This is a genomic window from Mangrovibacter sp. MFB070, assembly GCF_000705335.1.
Taxonomy (GTDB): domain Bacteria; phylum Pseudomonadota; class Gammaproteobacteria; order Enterobacterales; family Enterobacteriaceae; genus Mangrovibacter; species Mangrovibacter plantisponsor.
This window is the reverse complement of the sequence record NZ_JJMI01000025.1, coordinates 207,551-229,547: the sequence shown is the minus strand read 5'-3', so window position 1 is coordinate 229,547 and position 21,997 is coordinate 207,551. Positions and strand designations below refer to the sequence as shown.

Here is a 21,997-nt window from a genome sequence, read left to right as displayed (position 1 = left end):
CATTTTTATTTTTTTGCGGCGCAAGCCCCGAAAACATTTTTACTTATGTCCTGATGTAACAGTGTTTTGTGATTTACATCGAAATTACATTCTTTTTCATTTTATTTAACATTTTACTTAAAGCATGATCCCGGCAGCGTTTTTTACCCACCAAAGCAGGTCAAATAAGCGCACATATCCTCTGTCAAACCTCTGTTGTGAAAATAAAAAAGGAAACCCTATGAATAACACGGGGAAACACCTTGTTTGGGGCATACTGGCGCTATTGGGTGCCTTTGCTCTGGGCTACATTGCGTTAAATCGGGGTGAGCAAATTAATGCATTATGGATTGTCGTGGCGGCAACCTGTGTGTACTTAATTGCTTACCGTTATTACGGGCTGTTTATTGCTAATAAAGTCCTGTCGGTCGATGCCACCCGCATGACGCCCGCCGTGCGCCATAACGACGGGCTGGATTATGTCCCGACGGATAAAAAAGTGTTGTTCGGCCACCATTTTGCCGCAATTGCCGGAGCGGGGCCTTTGGTTGGCCCGGTACTGGCCGCGCAAATGGGGTATTTGCCCGGCATGCTGTGGTTACTGGCGGGGGTGCTGTTCGTTTCTACCCGCCGTGATGGCCGCTCTCTGGGGGAACTGGTTAAAGCGGAAATGGGCAATACCGCCGGGGTTATCGCGCTGGTCGCCTGCTTTATGATTATGGTGATTATCCTCGCGGTGCTGGCGATGATTGTGGTGAAGGCTCTGACTCACAGCCCGTGGGGGACCTGGACCGTTGCGTTTACCATTCCGCTGGCGCTATTTATGGGTGTGTACCTGCGCTATCTGCGCCCTGGCCGGATTGGCGAAGTGTCGGTTATTGGTCTTGTGATGCTGGTGTTCGCCATTATCTCCGGTGGCTGGGTAGCTGCAAGCCCCACATGGTCGGTGTTCTTTGATTTCACGGGCGTGCAACTGACTATCATGCTGGGCGTGTATGGCTTTATTGCCGCAGTACTGCCCGTTTGGCTGCTGCTGGCTCCTCGTGATTATCTGTCTACCTTCCTCAAGATTGGCACCATCCTTGGCCTGGCTATCGGTATTTTGTTGGTTCGCCCTGAACTGAAAATGCCCGCTCTGACTCGCTTTGTTGATGGCACCGGGCCGGTATGGGCCGGAGATCTGTTCCCGTTTCTGTTTATTACTATTGCCTGTGGCGCGGTGTCTGGTTTCCACGCGCTGATTGCTTCTGGTACCACGCCGAAGATGCTGGCGAATGAGAACCAGGCCTGCTTTATTGGCTATGGTGGCATGTTGATGGAATCCTTCGTGGCAATTATGGCGCTGGTGTCGGCCTGTGTGATTGACCCGGGTGTCTACTTTGCCATGAACAGCCCGCTTGCGGTGCTGGTTCCGGACAGCACAGTTGATGTGGTGACGTCGGCCGCCCAGGTGGTCAGCAGTTGGGGCTTCCAGATAACACCGGATATTCTGCATAACATTGCCAGTGAAGTTGGGGAACAAAGTATTGTTTCCCGTGCTGGTGGTGCTCCAACGCTTGCGGTGGGTATGGCTTATATCCTCCATGGCGCGCTGGGTGGCCTGATGGATGTCTCCTTCTGGTATCACTTCGCTATTCTGTTTGAAGCCTTGTTTATCCTGACTGCGGTGGATGCAGGTACCCGCTCGGCACGCTTTATGCTCCAGGATTTACTGGGCCTGGTTTCGCCCGGGCTTAAACGCACGGACTCATTACCGGCTAACCTGATTGCCACTGGCCTGTGTGTACTGGCCTGGGGTTACTTCCTGTATCAGGGGGTTGTTGATCCCCTGGGTGGGATTAATACGCTCTGGCCGTTGTTCGGAATAGCCAACCAAATGCTGGCAGGAATGGCGCTGCTGCTATGTGCGGTTGTGCTGTTCAAAATGAAACGCCAGCGTTATGCCTGGGTTGTGCTGGTGCCGACTGCCTGGTTGCTGATTTGCACACTGTCTGCCGGTTGGGTGAAAACCTTCAGTAGTGACCCGCGAGTTGGTTTCCTGGCCATTGCCAATAAATTCCAGACCATGCTCGACACCGGGGCTATTCCGGCGAAATACACGGAAGGCCAGTTGGCGCGGCTGGTATTTAACAACCGCCTTGATGCCGGGTTAACGCTGTTTTTCATGGTGGTTGTGGTGGTGCTGGCCTGGTTTGCGCTGCGCTGCTGCCTGAAAGCGCTGAAGAGTGATAAACCCACTGTGAATGAAGTGCCGTGGGAGGCCATGCCGCCAGAAGCTCCGGTAGCAACCCATTCGGCTCGTAACGCACATTAATCTGAAGGGCGGGCAACCGCCCCTCTGATTGCCGTGGCAGGCGGAAGGAGGAAACATGTTTGATACCCTGGCAAAAGCCGGAAAGTATTTGGGCCAGGCAGCCAAACTGATGGTAGGGGTGCCGGATTATGACAACTATGTACAGCATATGCGGCTTAATCACCCTGAACAAACGCCGATGAGTTATGAAGAATTTTTCCGTGAGCGCCAGGATGCCCGTTATGGCGGGAATGGCGGCCCACGCTGCTGTTAACACAGGATATTTATGCAATCGACAACTGTACCCGTCACCCTGTTGACCGGATTTCTTGGCGCAGGGAAAACCACCTTGCTCAACCACTTCTTGCAGCAACCACAAGCGGGTGCCGTTGCGATTGTGGAAAATGAGTTTGGCCCGGTGAGCATTGATGGTGCGCTACTGGAAGCGCGCGAAAACGTCAGTATTGTAGAGTTAAGTAATGGTTGCCTGTGTTGCAATGTGCGTGGGGAGTTCACGGCGGCATTGCATGGCCTGCTGGATAAGCGGGCTAATGGTGAGTTGAGTTTTGACCGGCTGGTGGTGGAAACCACAGGGCTGGCTGACCCGGCTCCGGTTATTCAAAGCTTTTTTGTGGATGAACGCTTGCGTGAGTCATTGCAACTGGATGCCGTGGTTACCCTGGCGAATGCGCAACATATTCACCGGCAACTGGATGAACACCCGGTGGCGGTTTCTCAGGTGGGTTTTGCCGACCGAATTTTAGTCACCCACGGTGACCAGGTGGAGCCAGAAGAGCGTGATGCCGTAATGGCACGCCTTAACCGTATCAACCCGCGGGCCACGATTTACCAGGTGACCAATGGCGTTTGCCCGGTTGAGTTATGGCTTGATCTGGCCGCCTTCACTCTGAGTGATGACGCCACGGTGCAGCGTGGTTTTTTTATTGCCCGGCCACAACTGAGCGAAGCGGTAAGCTTCCAGCCACTTTCACGGCCACGAGCAACCCGGCACTGGGATGACGCGATTTCGTCTCTGGTGCTTGAAGCCGGCTGGCTGGATTTGCATGCGGCAGGTGAGTTTATGAACTGGTGCGTGGAAAATTGGGGGGCGGATATGTTGCGTTATAAAGGTGTACTGGCGGTTGTGGGAAAGCCGGAACGCCTGGTGGTACAGGGAATACACAGCGTGGTGGGGTTTGATTATGGGTCGCCCTGGCATGAGAATGAAACGGCCTGTTCACGGCTGGTGATTATTGGCAGAAACTTGCCCATGGAAGATATTCGGCTGCGTTTTATGGCGGCCTGTGCGTAATAAGTTTACGCAGGCCGCCATGGTTAGCAGACGCGGTTAGCGGGTTCTGGCTTCGATATTTTCCAGTGCCGCCTGCAGGTGTGCTGGTGTCAGTTGGCTGCTGAGGTAATGAATGGATTCGCCCGGGCGCAGGGTGTGAGCAATAATCGCATCAATTTGTGCCTGGTTATGAATGTCCACATCCAGTTCAGCCAGTGAAACAGGCAGGTGGAGCTGGCGGAACAGGGTGATTAATTGCGTAGTGACATCGTCCTGGCCGAGCAGGGCACTTTGCACCAGAATCCCGTAAGCAACTTTGGTGCCGTGCAGAAAACGGTGGGTTTGCGGGGCAACTGTGAGCCCATTGTGGAAAGCATGTGCGGCAGCGACCCGTGTGTAACGGTCTCCCAGCCCACCCACCAGCCCACCACCAGCAATAATGGCATCCACCACATCACAAAATGCGCGGGTCAGTTCCCCGCCAGCCTGGTCTGCCAGCGCCTGTTCACTTTGTTCAAGTAACACGTCGCGAATTTGTTCTGCGGCGGCAATACCCATGCGTACGCTGAGCGGCAGGGTTTCCGGTTGGGGGGCCAGCACAACCGCTTCATACCATTTCGCCAGGGTATCGCCAATGCCTGCCAGCAGGTATTCTGCCGGAGCCTGAAGGATGATTTGGGGCTCCACCAGAACCAGGTGGTTGGCATCGTTAAACACTTCAAAGTGCAGCGCCTGGCCTGCATCGTTATACCACACAGAAAGCGGTGTCCATGCAGCACAGGTCGCAGCGATTGTCGGAATGGCAACCAGCGGGCAACCCAAACGGCGGGCCAGTGCTTTTGCGGTATCCAGAACCGTGCCACCACCCACACCAATTACAATCTGGCGGTCTGTACCGGCAGCATCTGCCAGCCGTGTGACTTCATTTTCGCTGCAATGCCCGGCGCTGAGTAATTTTTTGGCGCCATCCAGGTGAAATTCAGTGGGCAGAAATGGGGTGGCTGCCTGCAGGGCTTTCGCACCGTAAACCCATACTGCATGGGCCAGTTGTTCATGCGAATAGTGGCTGGCAAGTTTATTCAGTGCGCCGGGCTGGGACCAGTAATTTGCCGGGCCTGGTACAACACGGATGTCGGTCTGTTGCATATATTCGGTTCCTGTCTGTGTTCAGGCGATTTTCGTCCGTTCTCCGTGTGGGGATAAAAGGAATCGTCTCTGTTTTATGTTATCTGCCCAATATTATGTCTGGATGTCCAGATGGCTAATAACATTTCGCTTTATGTTATGCCATTTCATTCATTGTCATGGAAGGGGCAATATGAAAAATACGATGAATTATCAGATTGATGAAAAAGAAGGAAAAAGCGTGGTTTTTCCTTCTTTTTAGTTAGCGGGCGAAAATCAATGAATTGATTTTCCTGGTTTTTTATCGGGTGACAACCTCTTGTTCTGTGCGACATGAGGTTTGTCATCAGACTCAATTATTGGGTTAATTTTATAGAGACTGGCATTTATGGCACAACCTCATCAGGTTGAAATGCGTGGCGTTTCCATCAGCTTTGGTGGTTTCAATGCGTTGCAGAACGTGGATTTCACCCTTAAAGGGGGAAGTGTCCATGCGCTGACAGGGGCGAATGGTGCCGGAAAATCAACCCTGATGGCGGTGCTGTCTGGCATCTGGGCGCACTATGAAGGGGCGATTCTCCTTGATGGCGAACCGGTGCAATTACATACCCCGCGTGATGCAAAGAAACTGGGCATTCACCTGGTTCAACAGGAAGTGGACGTTGCATTGGTGCCAGGCTTGAGTGTGGGTGAAAACATCATGCTCGACCACCTGGCCGCACCCGGGCACAGGTTTAACTGGCGTTCAGTCTGGCAGCAGGCGCGTGCGGCACTGGCCCAACTGGATGTCAGCCTGAATGTGAAAAAGCCCATTGATCATTGCTCCCTTGCTGAGAAACAACATGTGTTGCTCGCGCGCGCACTGTCTCACCATTGCCGTTTTCTGATCCTTGATGAACCCACCGCTCCCCTTGACCAGCATGAAAGTGATCGCCTGTTTGCCGTGGTTCGGCGGCTTCAGGCTCAGGGAATTGGTGTGGTGTTTATTTCCCACCGCATTCATGAGCTTAAAGCTATTTGTGACACGCTCACGGTATTACGTGACGGTCGCCTGGTTGAAACCGGGGCAATGGCATCGCTGTCTGGTGAGGAAGTGGTAGAGAAAATGCTGGGTCACACTCTGGAAAACCTCTATCCGGAACGGGCGGGTGTGGAAGCTGATGCCCGCACATTACTGGCGGTTGAAGGGCTGAATGATGAGCATCTGTTACGAGATATCAGTTTAACCCTGCGCGAAGGCGAGATCCTGGGTATTGCCGGGCTGGCGGGCGCGGGCAAAACGGAATTGTGCAAAGCCTTGTTCGGTGCTTCACCTTGCCAGGTGGCTAACGGGGTGTTGCGTGGTAAGAAATGGCGGCCGGTAAGCCCGGCGCGTGAAGTTTCCCGGGGTATTGCGCTGGTGCCGGAAGAGCGGCGCAAAGAAGGTGTTTTTATTGATGAACCGGTTGCCATGAATTTGTCAGTCAGCGCGGATAAACACTTTTCCCGCGGCGGCTTGTTTGGTTTCGGTGCTGCCTGGCGTTGGGCGGAAGAGGTGATTGCGCGCCTTGGTGTGCGCACTAACGGGCCAGATCAGGTATTGCGCCGTTTGTCCGGCGGCAATCAGCAAAAAGTGGCGATTGGTAAGTGGCTGAAAGGCAATGCCGATGTACTGATTTTTGATGAACCAACCAAAGGGGTGGATGTTCGGGCCAAAACCGATCTGTTTACCCTGATATCCGGCCTTGCGGGTCAGGGCAAAGGGGTGATTTACGCCAGTGGCGAATTTGCCGAGCTGGTTGGGTTGTGTGACCGAATTTGTGTGCTCTGGGATGGGCGCATTGTGGCTGAACTGGATGGTCGTGAGGCCAGCGAAGAAATTTTGTTGATGTATTCCACTGGAGGAACACCTGCGTGAGTAAAGCCCTGTCCCTTGAAGCGAAGGCCCCCGGGCGCCAGCGTCTCTTTGATTTTTTCTACAAGTGGGGAATGTTGCTCACTGTTGTGGCTCTGATTGGGTTGTTTGGGATTACAACCGATAACTTTCTCGACCCGCATAACATCATCAATATTCTGCGTTCTATCGCCATTGTAACGGTTATTGCCGTGGGGGTGTCGCTGTCACTCACTGTTGGGGGCTTTGACTTATCGGTCGGCTCAACGGCTTCACTGGCCAATGCGCTGGTGATTTCCCTGTTTGTTTGGTACGGCTTTGACACCACTCAGGCGATTGTTATCACTCTGGCGTTGTGCTGCCTGGTTGGGTTGTTTAATGCCTTTCTGATTGTGGTTCTGAAAATTCCCGACATGCTGGCAACCCTTGCCAGCCTGTTCGTGATTCAGGGCGTGGCGATGACTTACAGCTACGGCGGTTCCATTACTGAGAATATGGTGTTGCCGAGCGGAGATATGGCTGAAGGCCTGATCCCGGCGGGCTTCAGCCAACTGGGGCAGGTGCCGGTCATCGTTATCATCATGCTGGTGGTTACGGTAGTGGCGCAGCTTGGCCTTTCACTGACCACCCACGGCCGCCGGATGTATGCCATTGGCGGTAACCCGGAAGCAGCGAGGCTGTCTGGTATTCGCACTACACGCTACCGCGTGCTGGCCTATGTGCTGGCCTCTTTACTGGCCGGGTTGGGCGGGATTTTACTGGCATCTCGCATTGGATCAGCCCAGGTAAACGCAGGCAGTGGCTACCTGATGGACGCCGTGGCTGCCGCCTGGATTGGCTTTTCACTGGCAGGCTCCGGTAAACCCAATGCGCTGGGAACCTTGTTGGGCGCTGTCATCCTTGGCGTGCTGCAAAACGGGCTGGTGATGATCTCTGTGCCGTACTACGCCATGGACATTATCAAAGGCCTGGTACTGGCAGGCGCTTTGGCCCTGACATATATCCAGCGCCGTTAATCAGGCGAATTTTTGTGCAGGGTAAGCCTGCAACATATTGAATAACATCATCTAAAACAGACAGGAAACAGACAATAATGAAAATGCTGAAGTGCTCGCTAATTGCCCTGGGGTTGCTGGCCGGTACAGCCACCAGTTTTGCTGCCACGCTTGCGCCAGTACCCGCGGCAATCGCAGACCATAACGGGCCAATAAGAATCGCCGTGATTCGTAACCTGGGCTCGGATGATAATACTTCGCAGTTTCTTGCCGGTGCCATTCAGCAGGGCAAGAAACTGGGGTTTAAAGTGAGTGTATTTTTAACCAATGGCGATGATGCGCGCTTTCAGGATTTTGTAAACCAGGCCATTAGCCAGAAATACGACGGGATTATTCTGTCTCAGGGCCGTGACCCGTACTCCACAACACTGGTAAAACGTATTGTGGATAGCGGGATCAAAGTGTCGGTCTTTGATACAGCAGTAAACGGCGATATTCCGGGCGTAACTGTTACTCAGCAGGATGATGCTTCACTGACTCGTCTCTCCTTCGGCCAACTGGTGAAAGACTTTAACGGCAAAGCCAATATCATCAAACTGTGGGTTGCCGGCTTCCCGCCCATGGAGCGCCGCCAGGCTGAATACGAAAAAATGCTCAAAGACAACCCAGGCGTTCATGAACTGGAATCTATTGGTGCAGTGTCTTCCGATGTGCAGGGTGATACAGCCAATAAAGTGGGCGCGGTGCTGGCGAAATACCCGAAAGGGAAAATTGACGCAATCTGGGGGACCTGGGATGCGTTCAGCCAGGGCGCTTATAAAGCGCTGGAAGAGAATGGCCGCACTGAAATCAAACTGTACAGCATTGATGCTTCTAACCAGGACTTGCAACTGATGCGCGAGGCAAACAGCCCGTGGAAAGTAACGGTTGCTGTTGATCCAAAGCTGATTGGTGCCATGAATGTTCGCCTGATTGCAAACAAAATTGCTGGCGAGCCAACACCGGCTACCTACGATTTTAAAGCTGCGGCAATTCCTCAGGCACTACTGGCAAGCCAGCCGGGTAATGTGAACATGGCATCTCTGAGCAAAATTATTCCAGGCTGGGGCCAGTCTCAGGACTTTATCGCGCCGTGGTTCGCCACGCTTGAAGCGAAACAGCAAAAATAAGGAGGGCAGGGATGTCGTTGCCGGAACCCGAATATAGCCGCAACATGCGGCTGATAGGCCACAGTGACCAGGGCGGCAGACCAGACGGTGTGCAGGTTATGGTGCACCGTGGTTATGCCTATATTGGCCATATGGTGTCGCAGGGGTTTTCCATTGTTGATGTGCGCGATGCGAAAAACCCGCGCACGGTGCGTTATGTTCCGGCACCTCCTGGTACCTGGAATGTCCATTTGCAGGCACATGATGACCTGTTGCTGGTGATTAATGCCCGTGACTTGTTTGCCGACAGCCGGTTTGCCGACGAGCGGGTGTATTACACCCGTCAGGTGGGGGAAACGGTTAAAACAGTCTCTGGCCGGGACTGGTCTGCCGGGGTACGTATTTTTGATATCTCCCAGCCGGAAAACCCGCGTGAAATCAGCTTCCTTGCGCTGGATGGCATTGGTGTGCACCGCATCTGGTATACCGGCGGGCGCTGGGCATATGTTTCAGCATTGCTGGATGGCTACACCGACTATATCTTCCTGACGATTGACCTGGCAGACCCACGCAAGCCTGAAGTTGCCGGGCGCTGGTGGATGCCAGGTATGAACGAAGCGGCGGGCGAACAACCTGGCTGGCCGGAAGGGAAACGTTATGCACTGCACCACGCGATTATCCATGGTGACACGGCTTACGGTAGTTGGCGTGATGGCGGGCTGACTTTGCTGGATGTCAGCGACCGGGCCGCTCCCTCACTTATCAGCCACCGGAACTGGAGCCCGCCCTATGGTGGCGGGACCCATACAGCCCTGCCGCTTCCGGGGCGGGATTTGCTGGTGGTGCTGGACGAAGCCGTGTTAGACGACCAGCAGGATGGCGAGAAATTTATCTGGCTGTTTGATATCCGTGAACCGGCAAATCCGGTGAGTATTTCCACATTCCCGGTGCCGGATGAACGGGATTATGTTGCGAAGGGCGCACATTTTGGCCCACATAATCTGCATGAAAACCGCCCGGGGAGCTTTGTCAGTGAGACACTGATTTTTGCCACCTGGCAGAATGCCGGGGTACGTGCTGTTGATATCAGCAACCCGTATCGTCCGGTAGAAACTGGCGCACTGGTTCCTGCCGCACCCAAAACAATGATGGATACCCGCCCGGGAAGGCCTCAGGTTATTCAGTCGTGTGATGTGTTTGTGGATGCGCAGGGGATTATCTACAGCACTGATTACAACGGCGGGCTGTCAATTATCGAGTACCTGGGCTGAGTACCGTACACCATTGTTGCTACAGCCTGGTGTGATGTTCACTGAGGTGCATAAGGCATAGTGCGGGCAGGTGCTGGTTAACGGGGCTGTTTGTATTACAGGGGCAGAGAACCATTTGTAAGTGGCTCTCTGCCCCATTAGCAGGCTCAGCTATACTGGCGCACCCGTGCGATAAACTCTTCCACGTTGTCAATTTTATCTGCAATCAGAATCAACGCCTTACCCAGTGCCAGCGCCTGGCGCTGGCAGGCAAGGCGCATGGCGTCATCGGTGATGGTGTCGATATCTGCCACATGAGATAACCCCACGGTGCGGCGAATTAATTCGGTGCCGGCATAGCCAATTGCATCGTGCCACACTTTTTTCAGGAACTGGCTGGTGTACCCGGGGCAACCCAGTGCCTGGTCACGGGTTTTCTCGCGCGCCAGTGTCTGGAAGCGTTCCGTAAAGGTGTGCCATAACTCGCTGATATCCGCCAGGCGTTGCTCGCGGGCATCAGCGGCTTCACGCAGTGGGAGCAAACCGGGTAATCCACAGTAATTGAGCAACAGGTTGCCAATCGCTGTGCCAGGGTCGAAGCCTGCGGGGCCAAAGAAACCAAATTCGGCATCAATGGCTTTGAGGCGGCCTTCAGCGACAAAAATAGAACCACTGTGGATGTCACCGTGCAGCAGGGCTTCCGCATGGGAGAAAAAGCGGTGTTTAAGGGCGCTCACAGCCAGTTTCAGGTCGCTGTCTTCACGCAGGGCAGCAACGTCGCTTTCCAGCGCGGCGGGGTAATTGTTGCGTTCATGCTGGCAGTACGGGTCGTTAAAAAACAAATCTTCAGTGATTTCGCACATTTCCGGGTTAATAAACCGGGCAACTTCAGCTTTTTTCTGGTGCGGGTGCAGGTAAAAATCGGAAGTGTGGAACAGAACCTGCGCCAGGTATTCACCTAACTGGCTGGCGGCCTGCGGGTAATACTCACCGCGAATCAGTTCGCCGCGCCAGATACGGTAACTGGATAAATCTTCCATCACCATCACTGCCAGTGGCTGGTCAAAGTGCAGAATATTGACCGTGTGCTGCGGGCAGTGCTGGTAATGGGCAATAAGGGTTTCTGCCTCCAGGCGGGCACGGTCCAGGGTTAACGGCCAGGATTCCCCCACACAGCGCACATAAGGTAACGCCTGTTTAACAATAATGCGGCTTATTCCTTCGTTGTCGAACACCTTAAACACCAGATTAAGGTTACCATCGCCCACTTCTTCAGCATGGGTAAGCTTTTCCGGGTTTGCCAGCCCACCATGTTGTTTGGCCCAGGCAACTGCATCATCGGCAGTAAAAGTGCGGTAGTGCGACATGTGACTTCTTTCCTTATCAATTCTCGAATTCTGGTTAATAAGCCGTTCAGACGTCTATACATCCGCTTTCCATCCTGACACAATAGAACACATCAACGCAACAAGGATTTAACTAAAATGAATAATCTCCAGACCACCAGTTTGCGCATTGCAGATAATCAACTGTGGATCCTCGACCAGCAGGCATTGCCGCAACAATCAAACTGGCTGGATGCCAGCTCTGTTGATTTACTGGTGGGCCATATTCATGCTTTACGGGTGCGTGGTGCGCCACTGATTGGTTTATCTGCCAGCCTGTTGCTGGCTTTGCTGGCGGAACACGGTGAAGAACAAAAAAGCCTGAGTGTGGCGCTGGAAACCTTACGCGCTTCCCGCCCAACCGCTGTAAACCTGATGAATAACCTCGACCGGATGAAGCAGGCGCTGAACCAGAGTGACTGGGTGAGTGCCATGGTTAATGAAGCCTGGCGGCTGGTGGAAGAAGATAAGCAACTGTGCGAGGCGATTGCCATTGCCGGTAGCCAGTTAGTTACCCCAGACAGCCGCCTGTTAACCCACTGCAATACCGGTGGGCTGGCGACAGCGGGTTGTGGTACTGCGCTTGGGGTGATTCACAAAGCATTTCTCGCAGGCAATGTGCAGCAGGTTTGGGTGGATGAAACGCGCCCGCTGTTGCAGGGTGGGCGCTTAACCGCCTGGGAACTGGGTGAGCTGAATATCCCATACCAACTAATTTGTGATTCCATGGCGGCCAGCCTGATGGCAAAAGGTGAGGTGGATGCCATCTGGGTAGGGGCAGATCGCATTGCTGCCAATGGCGATGTGGCGAATAAAATTGGCACTTATAGCCTGGCGGTGCTGGCAAAATACCACGGTATTCCGTTTTATGTTGCGGCACCGGTTACCACGCTGGATTCATCCTGCCCAAATGGCGCGGCCATTCCCATTGAACAGCGTGCAGCCGCGGAAGTAACCGGTGTGGCAGGGAGTTTTGGCGCGGTGCAGTGGGCGCCAGAGAATGCTCAGGTGTACAACCCGGCGTTTGATGTAACACCGGCAGAGCTGATTAGTGGCTGGGTACTGGACAGTGGTGTGATTACCCCGGAGCAGGTGCGCGACGGGGTGTTTAAAGCTCAGGCCTGAAGCGTGGTGCGGCCAGGTAACCAGTCAGCCTGGCCGCGTGCAGGATTCAGTCAATGCGCGGGTAAGTATCGGCAATCGGGTCGCCGGTAAATTTTGCTACCCAGCCTTCCGGGTTATCAAAAATACGAATGGCGGTGAAATTGGGTTGTGAACCCATATCGAACCAGTGCGGTGTGCCTGCGGGAACAGAAATTAAATCATTTTTTTCACACAAGACCTGGTAAACCTTGCCATTCAGGTGCAGGCAGAATAAACCCGCTCCTTCAACGAAGAAACGGACTTCGTCTTCGCCATGAGTATGCTCAGAGAGAAATTTTTCCCGCAGCGCCGTTTTCTCCGGGTGACTGGCGCGCATGCTGATAACATCCCAGCTTTGGTAGTTTTTCTCGGCAACCAACTTTTCAATTTCGTGCTGGTAGGCTGTCAGCACTGTTTCCGGTGTCGGTTCATCTCCCAGTGGCTGGTTGGCTTCCCAGCGTTCAAAACGCACACCGGCGGCATTCAGTTGTTCACGGATAGCCTCTGCGTCCTGGCTGTGCCAAAGCGGCTGGCTGGCATCGGTTTCGGAATAAATGGTAAGCGTGCTCATTGTGATTATGCCTCGGGGTTAATGGCGCTGAAATCGCCGACCTGGGAATGTTGGCTGGCGTTATCTGCCGGGCCTCGAATCAGTTGTACTGTTTGCCAGCCCGCTTCGCGTGCGGCATCCAGCTCCTGGTGTATATCCGATAAAAACAGTAATTCACCTGGTGCAAAACCCGTTTCACGGGCGATAGCCTGGTAAGAAGCGGTTTCCCGCTTGTGGCCAACGTGGGTGTCGAAATACCCACTGAACAACGGCGTGATATCACCAGCGTCACTGTAACCAAACAACAGTTTCTGCGCGGCGACTGAACCTGAGGAATAGACATATAACGCGATACCTGAAGCCTGCCATTTTTCCAGCGCTGGCAGCACATCCGGGTAGAGGTGGCCGGTAAAATCGCCCTGCTGATAACCGGTTTGCCAAATCATGCCCTGCAATGCTTTGAGCGGGGTTGATTTGCGGTCTTCATCCATAAAGGCCAGAAGTGCGCTGACAACTTCGCGGGTAGTGGCTTGCGGCAGGCCGATTTCACTGCGCACGGCATCCAGTTCAGCAGCAACCGCGGGTTGTTGCCCATGGCTGGCAATAAACGAGGCAAGATGCTGGCGTGCATAGGGGAACAACACATTATGCACAAAGCGGATATCGCTGGTTGTGCCTTCTATATCCGTCACGATGGCCTTAATCATAATACCTCCAGGCGGCGGCGCAGTATTTCGCATTCAAATAAGAATTCCAGCCCTTCCAGGTGGCGGCGGGCTTCTTCAACATTTCTTCCCCAGCAGGTCAGACCATGTCCACGCAGCAGAAACCCCCATTGCAGGTCTTCTTTGCTGGTGCCCGAGTGGATTCGTTGCGCCAGCGCACTGATATCCTGGTCGTTATCAAATACCGGGATCTGCAGGGCATCCAGGTGCGATGACTGGCCGCGCAGGGATTTTTGCATTTCGTAGCCCTGAAGTGTCAGGCGGTTGCCTTTAACCAGGCGGGATAACACAGTTGCGTTGACAGTATGAACATGGAGAACCGCCTGAGCTTCAGGAAACAGGCGGTAAATAAGGGTATGCAGCCCGGTTTCCGCAGAAGGTGTACGCCCGGAAGGCGCTGTATTGTCGGCAATGCTGACCTGCAAAAAATCGCTTTCTGTCAGGCTGCCTTTATCTTTACCGGATTCACTAAGCCAGCACCATTGGGTGTCCTGGCGCACAGACATGTTGCCGCCAGTTGCAGGAGCCCAGCCTTTGGCACCAAGCCAGCGGCAGGCCGCGACTAATTCAGCCAGTTGCAGTTGTTGTGTCATTACATTCCTTATTATGCGCAGTGTGAATTCTGGCATTACGTTATTATTTGGACGTCTAAGCGTCTTGATTGCCAAATATTAACATCGTGTTATAGTGGCAGCAACACACGCATCACAACAAAATACCGGGAAGGGGAGAGAATGAATAGTAGTAACCCTTTGATTCCAGAGAGTAAACTGCCATCCTTAGGCACCACTATTTTCACGCAGATGAGCGCTCTGGCACAGCAGCATAACGCCATTAACCTGTCTCAAGGTTTTCCTGACTTTGACGGGCCGCGTTATTTACAGGAACGCCTTGCATGGCATGTCGCCAGGGGCGCGAACCAGTATGCGCCGATGACGGGTGCTCAGCCATTGCGTGAGGCGATTTCCCGCAAAACCGCTGAGTTGTATGGCTGGCAGCCCGACGCCAACAGTGAAATCACTGTGACCGCCGGGGCAACAGAAGCCCTGTATGCAGCCATTACTGCATTAGTGCGCACCGGGGACGAAGTGATTTGCTTTGACCCAAGTTACGACAGCTATGCTCCGGCCATTGAGCTGGCAGGTGGCGTGGTGAAGCGCCTGGCGTTGCAGCCGCCGCATTTCCGGGTGGACTGGGCCGCATTCAAAAACATGCTTACGCCGAAAACCCGCATGGTTATCCTGAATACGCCCCATAACCCCACCGCAACCGTGTGGCAGCAGAGCGATTTTGCCCAGTTATGGCAGGCCATTGCGGACCAGGAAATCTATGTGCTGAGCGATGAAGTGTATGAGCACATCTGTTTTGCACCTGACGGCCATGCCAGCGTACTGGCTCATGAAGCACTGCGTGAGCGCGCTGTGGCAGTTTCGTCATTTGGTAAAACTTACCATATGACAGGCTGGAAAGTGGGCTACTGCGTGGCTCCTGCTGCCATCAGTGCGGAGATCCGTAAGATTCACCAGTACCTGACCTTTTCGGTGAATACCCCGGCACAGCTGGCTCTTGCTGATATGCTGGAGGCTGAACCTGAGCATTACCGCGCACTGCCCGCGTTTTACCAGGCGAAACGTGACCGTTTTGTGCAGGCATTATCTGCCAGCCGCCTGGAAGTTTTACCTTGCAGCGGAACCTATTTCTTACTGGCGGACTACAGTGCCATCTCTGATATGGATGATGTGAGCTTTTGCCGCTGGTTAACCACTGAACATGGTGTTGCGGCAATACCGTTGTCAGTATTCTGTGCGGATCCGTTCCCTCATAAACTGATTCGCCTGTGTTTTGCCAAGCAGGAAGCAACGCTGGATGCAGCGGCAGAACGGTTGGTGAAACTCTGATTGTCTCAGTAGTAGTAATATAAAAAACCTGGCGCCGGTAACAGCGCCAGGTTTTTTATGAGCGGGTTATTACTGGCCGATATCGCGCAGTTTTTTCCCGGTCATCAGATTACGTTCAATATGTTCCAGTGTGACGTTTTTGGTTTCCGGAATCAGCACAAAGGTGACAATGATGAACAGAACGTTCAGTGCGGTATACAGCCAGAACGTACCTGCAGCCCCAATGCTGTCGAGCAGTGTCAGGAAGGTCGCCCCAATAATCATATTGGAAACCCAGTTGGTGGTGGTGGAGCAGGTCACACCAAAGTCACGGCATTTCAGCGGCTGAATTTCAGAACACAGGATCCACACTACCGGCGCAGCACTCATGGCATAACCCGCGATGCACATCATGGTCATACCCACTGACAGCCAGGACAGCGCACCAGAGCTGTGGCCACTTTCTACCTGCATCAGGCAGTAGCCCAGAATCAGTGTCCCCAGCGCCATCACCGTAAAACCGATTTTCAGTGCCGGTTTGCGCCCTGATTTATCTACCGTGAACACGGCAATAAATGTGGCAAGCATAAAGGTCAACCCGACAACAACAGTGGCAATCATTTGTTGTTCGGTACTGGTGAACCCCGCCATCTGGAAGATTTTGGGCGCGTAATACATGATGATGTTCATCCCGGTAAATTGCTGCATAGCCTGCAACAACATCCCAAGGAACACTGCACGGCGTACATTGTGGTTGCTTTTAAACAGAGCCCAGCCACCTTGTTTCACTTTCAGGCTTTCGCGGATTTCGTTCAGTTCTTCACGGGCTTTTTCTGAGGAATCACGCAGCATACGCAGCACTTTTTCTGCCTGGCTGTGTTGGCCTTTTGCCGCAAGCCAGCGTGGGCTGTTGGGCAGAAACACTACCATGACCAGTAATGCGAGAGCGGGCAGTGCCAGAACACCCAGCATGGCGCGCCAGTTACCGCTGTAACTCAGTGCGGTATCTGATAAGAACGCCAGCAAAATACCCAGTGTGACCATTAACTGGTACATGCTGATCATTTTGCCACGCACGTTCTCAGATGCCATTTCAGACAGGTACAGTGGCGCGGTGTAGGACGCAATGCCAACTGCAACCCCCAGCACCACACGGGACATCAGGAGGATTTCCAGGTTGGTGGACATGGCCGAGCCCAGTGACCCGAGAATAAACAGAATCGCACCCGCCATCAGGCTGTATTTGCGGCCTAAACGGAAAGATAACCAGCCATTAAAGAGCGCCCCCAGCGCAGCACCGAGCATCATGCTGCTGACAACCCATTCCTGTGCCTGGCTGGATAATGTGAAGTGATGAGTAATAAAAGGCAGAGCACCCGATATAACACCGATATCCAGACCAAACAGCAAACCGGCTACGGCTGCTGAGATCGAGACAAACAGATTCATCCGGCGTGCTTTTTGTGCCTGGATGGACAGTATATCGCCTGTTTCGCTGACATAAGACATAGTGTAACTCCAGCATAGGGTTGTTTTTATGAGGCTACGGTACGGTATTTCCGTTTGTTTGCGTCTGGCTTAAACCGCCGGTGATATGGATTATTATGCTGCTACATGTGGTTTTGTGACGTGCGTTCCATAATGAAAATAGGCGTTACATCACGAAATATTGCCGGTGTGTAAGGTATGTCGCGATTTTACTCACCTTTTTGGAACGGTGATGGCATGTTTTTAGTGTTTGTGAATATGGATAATTCTTGTTTTTGGTGTTTTATTGTTCAGCGGTTACATACTGTGTTGACGAAAACTTTCTGCATGTAACTGCCACAGACAATACCTGGATGGTGAGCGCGTTCTTGATTTATTTTCCTTGTTTTATGTATGGTTATTTACGTCTACACTATACAGGCTCAGTGGTGAGCATGTAGTGCATGCCCGGCAACGCCGTCACTGTTATGCAGAGACAGAGTTATGTCGGAGAAAAGGAGCCTCGGCTTGTTTGATATGTAAAACCAATCACAGCCATAGGCAGGATGTAAGGCCGGAGGCATTGTCCGCCAGCGAACCAGGTGGTGTAATCGTAAGTTGTTACGCCTGAAAAATGGGTGGCAACATTTACGCCAGCTATGGCACTGAAGTACTGAGTGGTATTTCAGTCTCGGGCCGCCTTCCGGGTGGCCTTTTTGTTTTAAGGTACCCGGAGTGTGGCTGCTGGTATGGCGGTTCATACGTCAAGTTGCAACAATAAGCATGAATAGTAGGTATTGCTTATTGATTTGATAACGTAAACGCATTGGCTGAAGTGACGAATATTCGTTACTTTATATCCCGTCGATAACACGGAGGAAGTATAGATGTCCTTAATTAATACCAAAATCAAACCTTTTAAAAACCAGGCATTTAAAAACGGTGAATTCATCGAAGTTACCGAAAAAAATGTTGAAGGCCGCTGGAGCGTGTTCTTCTTCTACCCGGCTGACTTTACCTTCGTATGTCCGACTGAACTGGGCGACGTAGCTGACCACTACGAAGAATTCCAGAAACTGGGTGTTGATATCTATTCTGTATCTACTGATACCCACTTCACTCACAAAGCATGGCACGACGAGTCTGACACCATCGCTAAAATTAAATACGCGATGATCGGCGACCCGACCGGCACCCTGACCCGTAACTTCGAAAACATGCGCGAAGCTGAAGGTCTGGCTGACCGCGGTACTTTCATTGTTGACCCGGAAGGTATCATCCAGGCTATCGAAGTTACTGCTGAAGGCATCGGCCGTGACGCATCTGACCTGCTGCGTAAAGTGAAAGCGGCTCAGTACGTTGCTACTCACCCAGGTGAAGTTTGCCCGGCTAAATGGAAAGAAGGCGATGCCACTCTGGCTCCGTCTCTGGACCTGGTTGGTAAAATCTAATTACCGAACCACACTGGTGCGAGTGGCATAACAGTTACTTGCACTGGCCAAAAAATCGCCCGAACTGACGGGCGATGAATCAAACGCATTCGGGTGCCTGGCACCCGAATTTCTTGCCAGGGAGATAAACATGCTCGACACAACCATGAAAACACAGCTTAAGGGATACCTTGAGCGTCTGACTAAACCTGTTGAGTTGATTGCTACACTGGACGACAGTGCACAGTCCGCTGAAATCAAGGAGCTTCTGGCAGAAATCGCACAATTATCTGACAAAGTTTCTGTTAAAGAAGACAACGCAAGGAATGTACGTAAACCGTCGTTCCTGATTACTAACCCAGGCAGTGAACAAGGGCCGCGTTTTGCCGGTTCACCGTTGGGACACGAATTTACCTCACTGGTGCTGGCATTGCTGTGGACCGGTGGGCACCCGTCAAAAGAAGCGCAGGCTCTGCTTGAGCAGATCCGCGATATCGACGGTGACTTTGAGTTTGAAACTTACTATTCGCTCTCTTGCCATAATTGCCCGGATGTTGTTCAGGCACTGAATTTAATGGCTATTCTCAATCCGCGTATTAAACATACTGCGATTGATGGCGGTACCTATCAGAATGAAATCACTGACCGTAATATCATGGGTGTTCCTGCGGTATTTGTGAATGGTCAGGAGTTTGGTCAGGGGCGTATGACCCTGGCAGAAATCGTCGCCAAAGTGGACACCGGTGCAGAAAAACGCACGGCAGAAGAGCTGAGCAAGCGCGATGCTTATGATGTGTTGATTGTGGGCTCAGGCCCGGCAGGTGCAGCAGCAGCTGTTTACTCTGCACGTAAAGGCATCCGCACCGGGTTGATGGGTGAGCGTTTTGGCGGCCAGATCCTCGATACAGTAGATATCGAAAACTATATTTCTGTGCCGAAAACCGAAGGCGCAAAACTGGCAGGCGCGCTTAAATCCCACGTTGATGATTATGATGTGGATGTGATTGACAGCCAGAGTGCGGCAAAACTGATTCCGGCAGATGTTGAAGGCGGACTGCATCAGATCCAGACGGCATCAGGTGCAACACTGAAAGCTCGTAGCATTATTGTGGCAACCGGTGCCAAATGGCGCAATATGGGAGTACCTGGTGAAGACCAGTACCGTACTCGCGGCGTAACCTATTGCCCGCACTGTGATGGCCCGTTGTTTAAAGGTAAACGTGTTGCCGTAATCGGTGGCGGTAACTCTGGTGTTGAAGCGACGATTGATCTGGCGGGTGTGGTTGAACATGTCACCTTGCTTGAGTTCGCACCGGAAATGAAAGCCGACCAGGTATTGCAGGATAAAGTCCGCAGCCTGAGCAACGTGGATATCATTCTGAATGCGCAAACCACTGAAGTGAAAGGCGATGGCACCAAAGTGACCGGCCTTGAATACCGTGACCGTAATAGTGGTGATGTTCACCAGTTGTCACTGGCAGGGATTTTTGTGCAGATTGGTTTACTGCCTAATACCACCTGGCTGGAAGGGGCTGTTGAGCGCAACCGCATGGGTGAAATCATCATTGATGCGAAATGCGAAACCAATGTGAAAGGGGTATTCGCTGCGGGCGACTGCACCACCGTGCCGTACAAGCAGATAATTATTGCGACTGGCGAAGGGGCAAAAGCGTCTCTGAGCTCGTTTGATTACCTGATTCGTACCAAAACAGCATAATTGATTGTTTATTAAATAAAAAAGGCTGCCCATTATTGGCAGCCTTTTTGTTTTCTCTTCACGATAACCTAATTAATGCCTGGCAGTTCGCGGAATAATTTACATACCGGTTTACAGAATAACACTACCCAGTGCAGCCAGCAGGAAAGCAATCGTTCCCAGTAAGGTTTCCATCACAGTCCAGGTTTTCAGCGTGGTTTTTTCATCCATTTCAAGGAAACGGCCAACCAGCCAGAAGCCTGAGTCGTTCACATGTGACAGCACAGTAGCGCCGCCTGCGATGGCAATCACAATAAAGCACAGGTCGAACTGGCTGAGCCCCGGAGTTGCCTGCACCATCGGCGCAACCAGTGCCGCAGTGGTGGTTAATGCAACGGTTGCTGAGCCCTGAGCGATGCGCAGAATTGCCGAAACAACAAACGCAGCGACAATAATTGGCAGCCCGATATTGCCCAGAACATCGGCCAGCGCATTACCAATACCACTGGCGCGCAGTACACCACCGAACATCCCACCGGCACCGGTTACCAGAACAATGGCGCAAATTGGACCCAGCGCACCATCACAGATTTTTTCCAGGTGCTGGCGGCTACGGCTGCCGCTGAAAACTTGCAGGGCGAAAAACACGGTAATCAGGAGTGCAACCGGTGTTTTACCCAGCATGCGTAAGATTTGCACCAGTGTGTTGTCTGCTGAAACCCAGCCAATAACTGTTGCGGTATTCAGGCCCGTGTCTAAAAAAATAAGGATCAATGGCAACATCAGAATCGTCATCACCATGCCAAATGAAGGCGGCTGATGCGATGCGTCACGTTCAATATCACCTAAAAATGATGACGGCAATTTCACGTCGAATTTTTTGCCAGCATATTGCCCGTACAGATATGCACCGATATACCAGGTCGGGATGGCAATAACCAGGCCAAGGATAACCAGCAGGCCAATATTGGCACCGAGTAATTCACTGGCGGCAACCGGGCCCGGGTGAGGCGGAACCAGCGCATGCATTACAGCGAAAGCCCCGGCAGCAGGGAACGCATATTTCAGTGTTGAACCGCCAAATTGTTTTGCCACGCTGAAAATAATCGGCAGCATCACGACCAGGCCTGCATCGAAAAAGATAGGGAAACCGAACATCAGTGAGGCGACGCCAACCGCCAGTGGTGCGCGCTTTTCGCCAAACTTGTTAATCAGGGTGTCGGCCAGAACTTGTGCACCCCCAGATACTTCCAGCAGGCGGCCAATCATGGCTCCCAGTCCCACCAGCAAGGCAACACCCGCCAGCGTACTGCCAAAACCACTTAACAGCGTGGGGACAACTTTGTCGAAGGGCACTTTGGTTGCCAGTGCCACCAGAATACTGACCAGGGTGAGGGCCAAAAATGCATGTACCCGAAAACGCATAATGAGTATTAAAAGGACAACAACTGAAGCTGCAGCAATACCCAGAAGGGTGCCTGCACCATATGCGTGTGTTAATTCTGTCATGGAATAACCCCTATGAAACTTGAGCGTAGTACGAAAAGAAAGACCCTTCGTTCCGTGCTGATACCGGTAACATGATACTGGTAACATTTACCACTCTTAAAGCCTTCCTGACATGTTTATTAATATTTTGAGATATGTATCAAGCATTAGACATAAATACGTGCTTTGTTGATCTACTCACTTGTTTTTAAAAAATAGCTTTGTTAGCGCATTGATTGGCAAATGTAATTCTTATGTTAATTATAGCGTTATATCCAGTGG

18 protein-coding genes are annotated in these 21,997 nt (G+C 52.4%); 11 read left to right on the top strand and 7 right to left on the bottom strand.

All coding sequences use genetic code 11. The annotated features are described in order from the left end of the window. Positions 1-220: 220 nt before the first annotated feature. Genes cstA through DT73_RS13245 form a run of 3 tightly spaced genes read left to right on the top strand, consistent with a single transcriptional unit; the run spans position 221 to position 3,584 of the window. On the top strand, positions 221-2,293 hold the full coding sequence (gene cstA, locus DT73_RS13255) for a pyruvate/proton symporter CstA (protein WP_051691373.1): 2,073 nt from the start codon (positions 221-223) through the stop codon (positions 2,291-2,293). A gap of 55 nt (positions 2,294-2,348) precedes the next feature. Then, positions 2,349-2,546 carry a YbdD/YjiX family protein gene (locus DT73_RS13250; protein WP_036109624.1) on the top strand — a complete coding sequence of 66 codons (198 nt, stop codon included), beginning with the start codon at positions 2,349-2,351 and terminating at the stop codon, positions 2,544-2,546. A 12-nt stretch (positions 2,547-2,558) separates the two neighbouring features. After that, entirely contained in the window at positions 2,559-3,584 is a 1,026-nt protein-coding gene (locus DT73_RS13245) for a GTP-binding protein (RefSeq protein WP_036109621.1), read from the top strand. A 36-nt stretch (positions 3,585-3,620) separates the two neighbouring features. Here DT73_RS13245 and DT73_RS13240 read toward each other — a convergent pair whose 3' ends face one another. After that, the gene (locus DT73_RS13240) at positions 3,621-4,709 is read right to left on the bottom strand and encodes an oxidoreductase (RefSeq protein WP_036109619.1); all 1,089 of its coding nucleotides are present in this window, start codon (positions 4,707-4,709) and stop codon (positions 3,621-3,623) included. Between the two features lie 367 nt (positions 4,710-5,076). On the opposite strand from DT73_RS13240, the gene DT73_RS13235 reads away from it, so the two are divergent. The 4 genes from DT73_RS13235 to DT73_RS13220 all read left to right on the top strand — a co-directional run bounded on the left by DT73_RS13235 (position 5,077) and on the right by DT73_RS13220 (position 9,975). Next, positions 5,077-6,585, top strand: coding sequence for a sugar ABC transporter ATP-binding protein (locus DT73_RS13235; RefSeq protein WP_036109616.1), 1,509 nt, complete (start codon positions 5,077-5,079; stop codon positions 6,583-6,585). After that, a complete protein-coding gene (locus DT73_RS13230; RefSeq protein WP_036109613.1) occupies positions 6,582-7,577 on the top strand; it encodes an ABC transporter permease in 996 nt (331 codons plus the stop codon). Before DT73_RS13235 ends, DT73_RS13230 begins: the two co-directional genes overlap by 4 nt. A 77-nt stretch (positions 7,578-7,654) precedes the next feature. Further along, positions 7,655-8,725 (top strand): sugar ABC transporter substrate-binding protein, encoded by a 1,071-nt coding sequence (locus DT73_RS13225; RefSeq protein WP_036109609.1) that lies wholly within the window; start codon positions 7,655-7,657, stop codon positions 8,723-8,725. Between the two features lie 11 nt (positions 8,726-8,736). Further along, positions 8,737-9,975 carry an LVIVD repeat-containing protein gene (locus DT73_RS13220; RefSeq protein ID WP_036109606.1) on the top strand — a complete coding sequence of 413 codons (1,239 nt, stop codon included), beginning with the start codon at positions 8,737-8,739 and terminating at the stop codon, positions 9,973-9,975. 146 nt (positions 9,976-10,121) lie between these two features. On the opposite strand, the gene mtnK is transcribed toward DT73_RS13220, so the two are convergent. After that, entirely contained in the window at positions 10,122-11,321 is a 1,200-nt protein-coding gene (gene mtnK / locus DT73_RS13215) for an S-methyl-5-thioribose kinase (protein WP_036109603.1), read from the bottom strand. A 117-nt stretch (positions 11,322-11,438) separates the two neighbouring features. Between mtnK and mtnA the strand changes: the two genes are divergently transcribed. Beyond that, positions 11,439-12,464: an S-methyl-5-thioribose-1-phosphate isomerase gene (mtnA, locus tag DT73_RS13210; protein WP_036109599.1), complete on the top strand. Its 1,026-nt coding sequence runs from the start codon at positions 11,439-11,441 to the stop codon at positions 12,462-12,464. A gap of 46 nt (positions 12,465-12,510) precedes the next feature. On the opposite strand, the gene DT73_RS13205 is transcribed toward mtnA, so the two are convergent. Genes DT73_RS13205 through DT73_RS13195 form a run of 3 tightly spaced genes read right to left on the bottom strand, consistent with a single transcriptional unit; the run spans position 12,511 to position 14,350 of the window. Further along, positions 12,511-13,053: an acireductone dioxygenase gene (locus DT73_RS13205; protein WP_036109597.1), complete on the bottom strand. Its 543-nt coding sequence runs from the start codon at positions 13,051-13,053 to the stop codon at positions 12,511-12,513. Positions 13,054-13,058: 5 nt separating this feature from the next. Further along, complete coding sequence (gene mtnC / locus DT73_RS13200; RefSeq protein WP_036109594.1) at positions 13,059-13,739, bottom strand: acireductone synthase; 681 nt, start codon at positions 13,737-13,739, stop codon at positions 13,059-13,061. Then, the gene (locus DT73_RS13195) at positions 13,736-14,350 is read right to left on the bottom strand and encodes a methylthioribulose 1-phosphate dehydratase (protein WP_036109591.1); all 615 of its coding nucleotides are present in this window, start codon (positions 14,348-14,350) and stop codon (positions 13,736-13,738) included. Before DT73_RS13195 ends, mtnC begins: the two co-directional genes overlap by 4 nt. Positions 14,351-14,491: 141 nt before the next feature. Here DT73_RS13195 and DT73_RS13190 point away from each other — a divergent pair, with 141 nt between their 5' ends. Further along, positions 14,492-15,655 carry a pyridoxal phosphate-dependent aminotransferase gene (locus DT73_RS13190; RefSeq protein ID WP_036109587.1) on the top strand — a complete coding sequence of 388 codons (1,164 nt, stop codon included), beginning with the start codon at positions 14,492-14,494 and terminating at the stop codon, positions 15,653-15,655. A 69-nt stretch (positions 15,656-15,724) separates the two neighbouring features. On the opposite strand, the gene DT73_RS13185 is transcribed toward DT73_RS13190, so the two are convergent. Further along, positions 15,725-17,143, bottom strand: coding sequence for a sugar porter family MFS transporter (locus DT73_RS13185; protein WP_036109585.1), 1,419 nt, complete (start codon positions 17,141-17,143; stop codon positions 15,725-15,727). Positions 17,144-17,988: 845 nt separating this feature from the next. Here DT73_RS13185 and ahpC point away from each other — a divergent pair. Then, on the top strand, positions 17,989-18,552 hold the full coding sequence (ahpC, locus tag DT73_RS13180; RefSeq protein WP_036109581.1) for an alkyl hydroperoxide reductase subunit C: 564 nt from the start codon (positions 17,989-17,991) through the stop codon (positions 18,550-18,552). A gap of 130 nt (positions 18,553-18,682) precedes the next feature. Beyond that, the gene (ahpF, locus tag DT73_RS13175) at positions 18,683-20,248 is read left to right on the top strand and encodes an alkyl hydroperoxide reductase subunit F (RefSeq protein WP_036109578.1); all 1,566 of its coding nucleotides are present in this window, start codon (positions 18,683-18,685) and stop codon (positions 20,246-20,248) included. Positions 20,249-20,359: 111 nt separating this feature from the next. On the opposite strand, the gene DT73_RS13170 is transcribed toward ahpF, so the two are convergent. Continuing rightward, positions 20,360-21,736 carry a GntP family permease gene (locus tag DT73_RS13170; RefSeq protein ID WP_036109576.1) on the bottom strand — a complete coding sequence of 459 codons (1,377 nt, stop codon included), beginning with the start codon at positions 21,734-21,736 and terminating at the stop codon, positions 20,360-20,362. Between the last annotated feature and the right edge of the window lie 261 nt (positions 21,737-21,997).

What these genes read in the sequence shown, in the direction of transcription:
- cstA (WP_051691373.1), top strand. Translation starts at nt 221, where the DNA reads ATGAATAACACGGGGAAACACCTTGTTTGGGGCATACTGGCGCTATTG.
- DT73_RS13250 (WP_036109624.1), top strand. Translation starts at nt 2,349, where the DNA reads ATGTTTGATACCCTGGCAAAAGCCGGAAAGTATTTGGGCCAGGCAGCC.
- DT73_RS13245 (WP_036109621.1), top strand. Translation starts at nt 2,559, where the DNA reads ATGCAATCGACAACTGTACCCGTCACCCTGTTGACCGGATTTCTTGGC.
- DT73_RS13240 (WP_036109619.1), bottom strand. Translation starts at nt 4,709, where the DNA reads ATGCAACAGACCGACATCCGTGTTGTACCAGGCCCGGCAAATTACTGG.
- DT73_RS13235 (WP_036109616.1), top strand. Translation starts at nt 5,077, where the DNA reads ATGGCACAACCTCATCAGGTTGAAATGCGTGGCGTTTCCATCAGCTTT.
- DT73_RS13225 (WP_036109609.1), top strand. Translation starts at nt 7,655, where the DNA reads ATGAAAATGCTGAAGTGCTCGCTAATTGCCCTGGGGTTGCTGGCCGGT.
- DT73_RS13220 (WP_036109606.1), top strand. Translation starts at nt 8,737, where the DNA reads ATGTCGTTGCCGGAACCCGAATATAGCCGCAACATGCGGCTGATAGGC.
- mtnK (WP_036109603.1), bottom strand. Translation starts at nt 11,321, where the DNA reads ATGTCGCACTACCGCACTTTTACTGCCGATGATGCAGTTGCCTGGGCC.
- mtnA (WP_036109599.1), top strand. Translation starts at nt 11,439, where the DNA reads ATGAATAATCTCCAGACCACCAGTTTGCGCATTGCAGATAATCAACTG.
- DT73_RS13205 (WP_036109597.1), bottom strand. Translation starts at nt 13,053, where the DNA reads ATGAGCACGCTTACCATTTATTCCGAAACCGATGCCAGCCAGCCGCTT.
- mtnC (WP_036109594.1), bottom strand. Translation starts at nt 13,739, where the DNA reads ATGATTAAGGCCATCGTGACGGATATAGAAGGCACAACCAGCGATATC.
- DT73_RS13195 (WP_036109591.1), bottom strand. Translation starts at nt 14,350, where the DNA reads ATGACACAACAACTGCAACTGGCTGAATTAGTCGCGGCCTGCCGCTGG.
- DT73_RS13190 (WP_036109587.1), top strand. Translation starts at nt 14,492, where the DNA reads ATGAATAGTAGTAACCCTTTGATTCCAGAGAGTAAACTGCCATCCTTA.
- DT73_RS13185 (WP_036109585.1), bottom strand. Translation starts at nt 17,143, where the DNA reads ATGTCTTATGTCAGCGAAACAGGCGATATACTGTCCATCCAGGCACAA.
- ahpC (WP_036109581.1), top strand. Translation starts at nt 17,989, where the DNA reads ATGTCCTTAATTAATACCAAAATCAAACCTTTTAAAAACCAGGCATTT.
- ahpF (WP_036109578.1), top strand. Translation starts at nt 18,683, where the DNA reads ATGCTCGACACAACCATGAAAACACAGCTTAAGGGATACCTTGAGCGT.
- DT73_RS13170 (WP_036109576.1), bottom strand. Translation starts at nt 21,736, where the DNA reads ATGACAGAATTAACACACGCATATGGTGCAGGCACCCTTCTGGGTATT.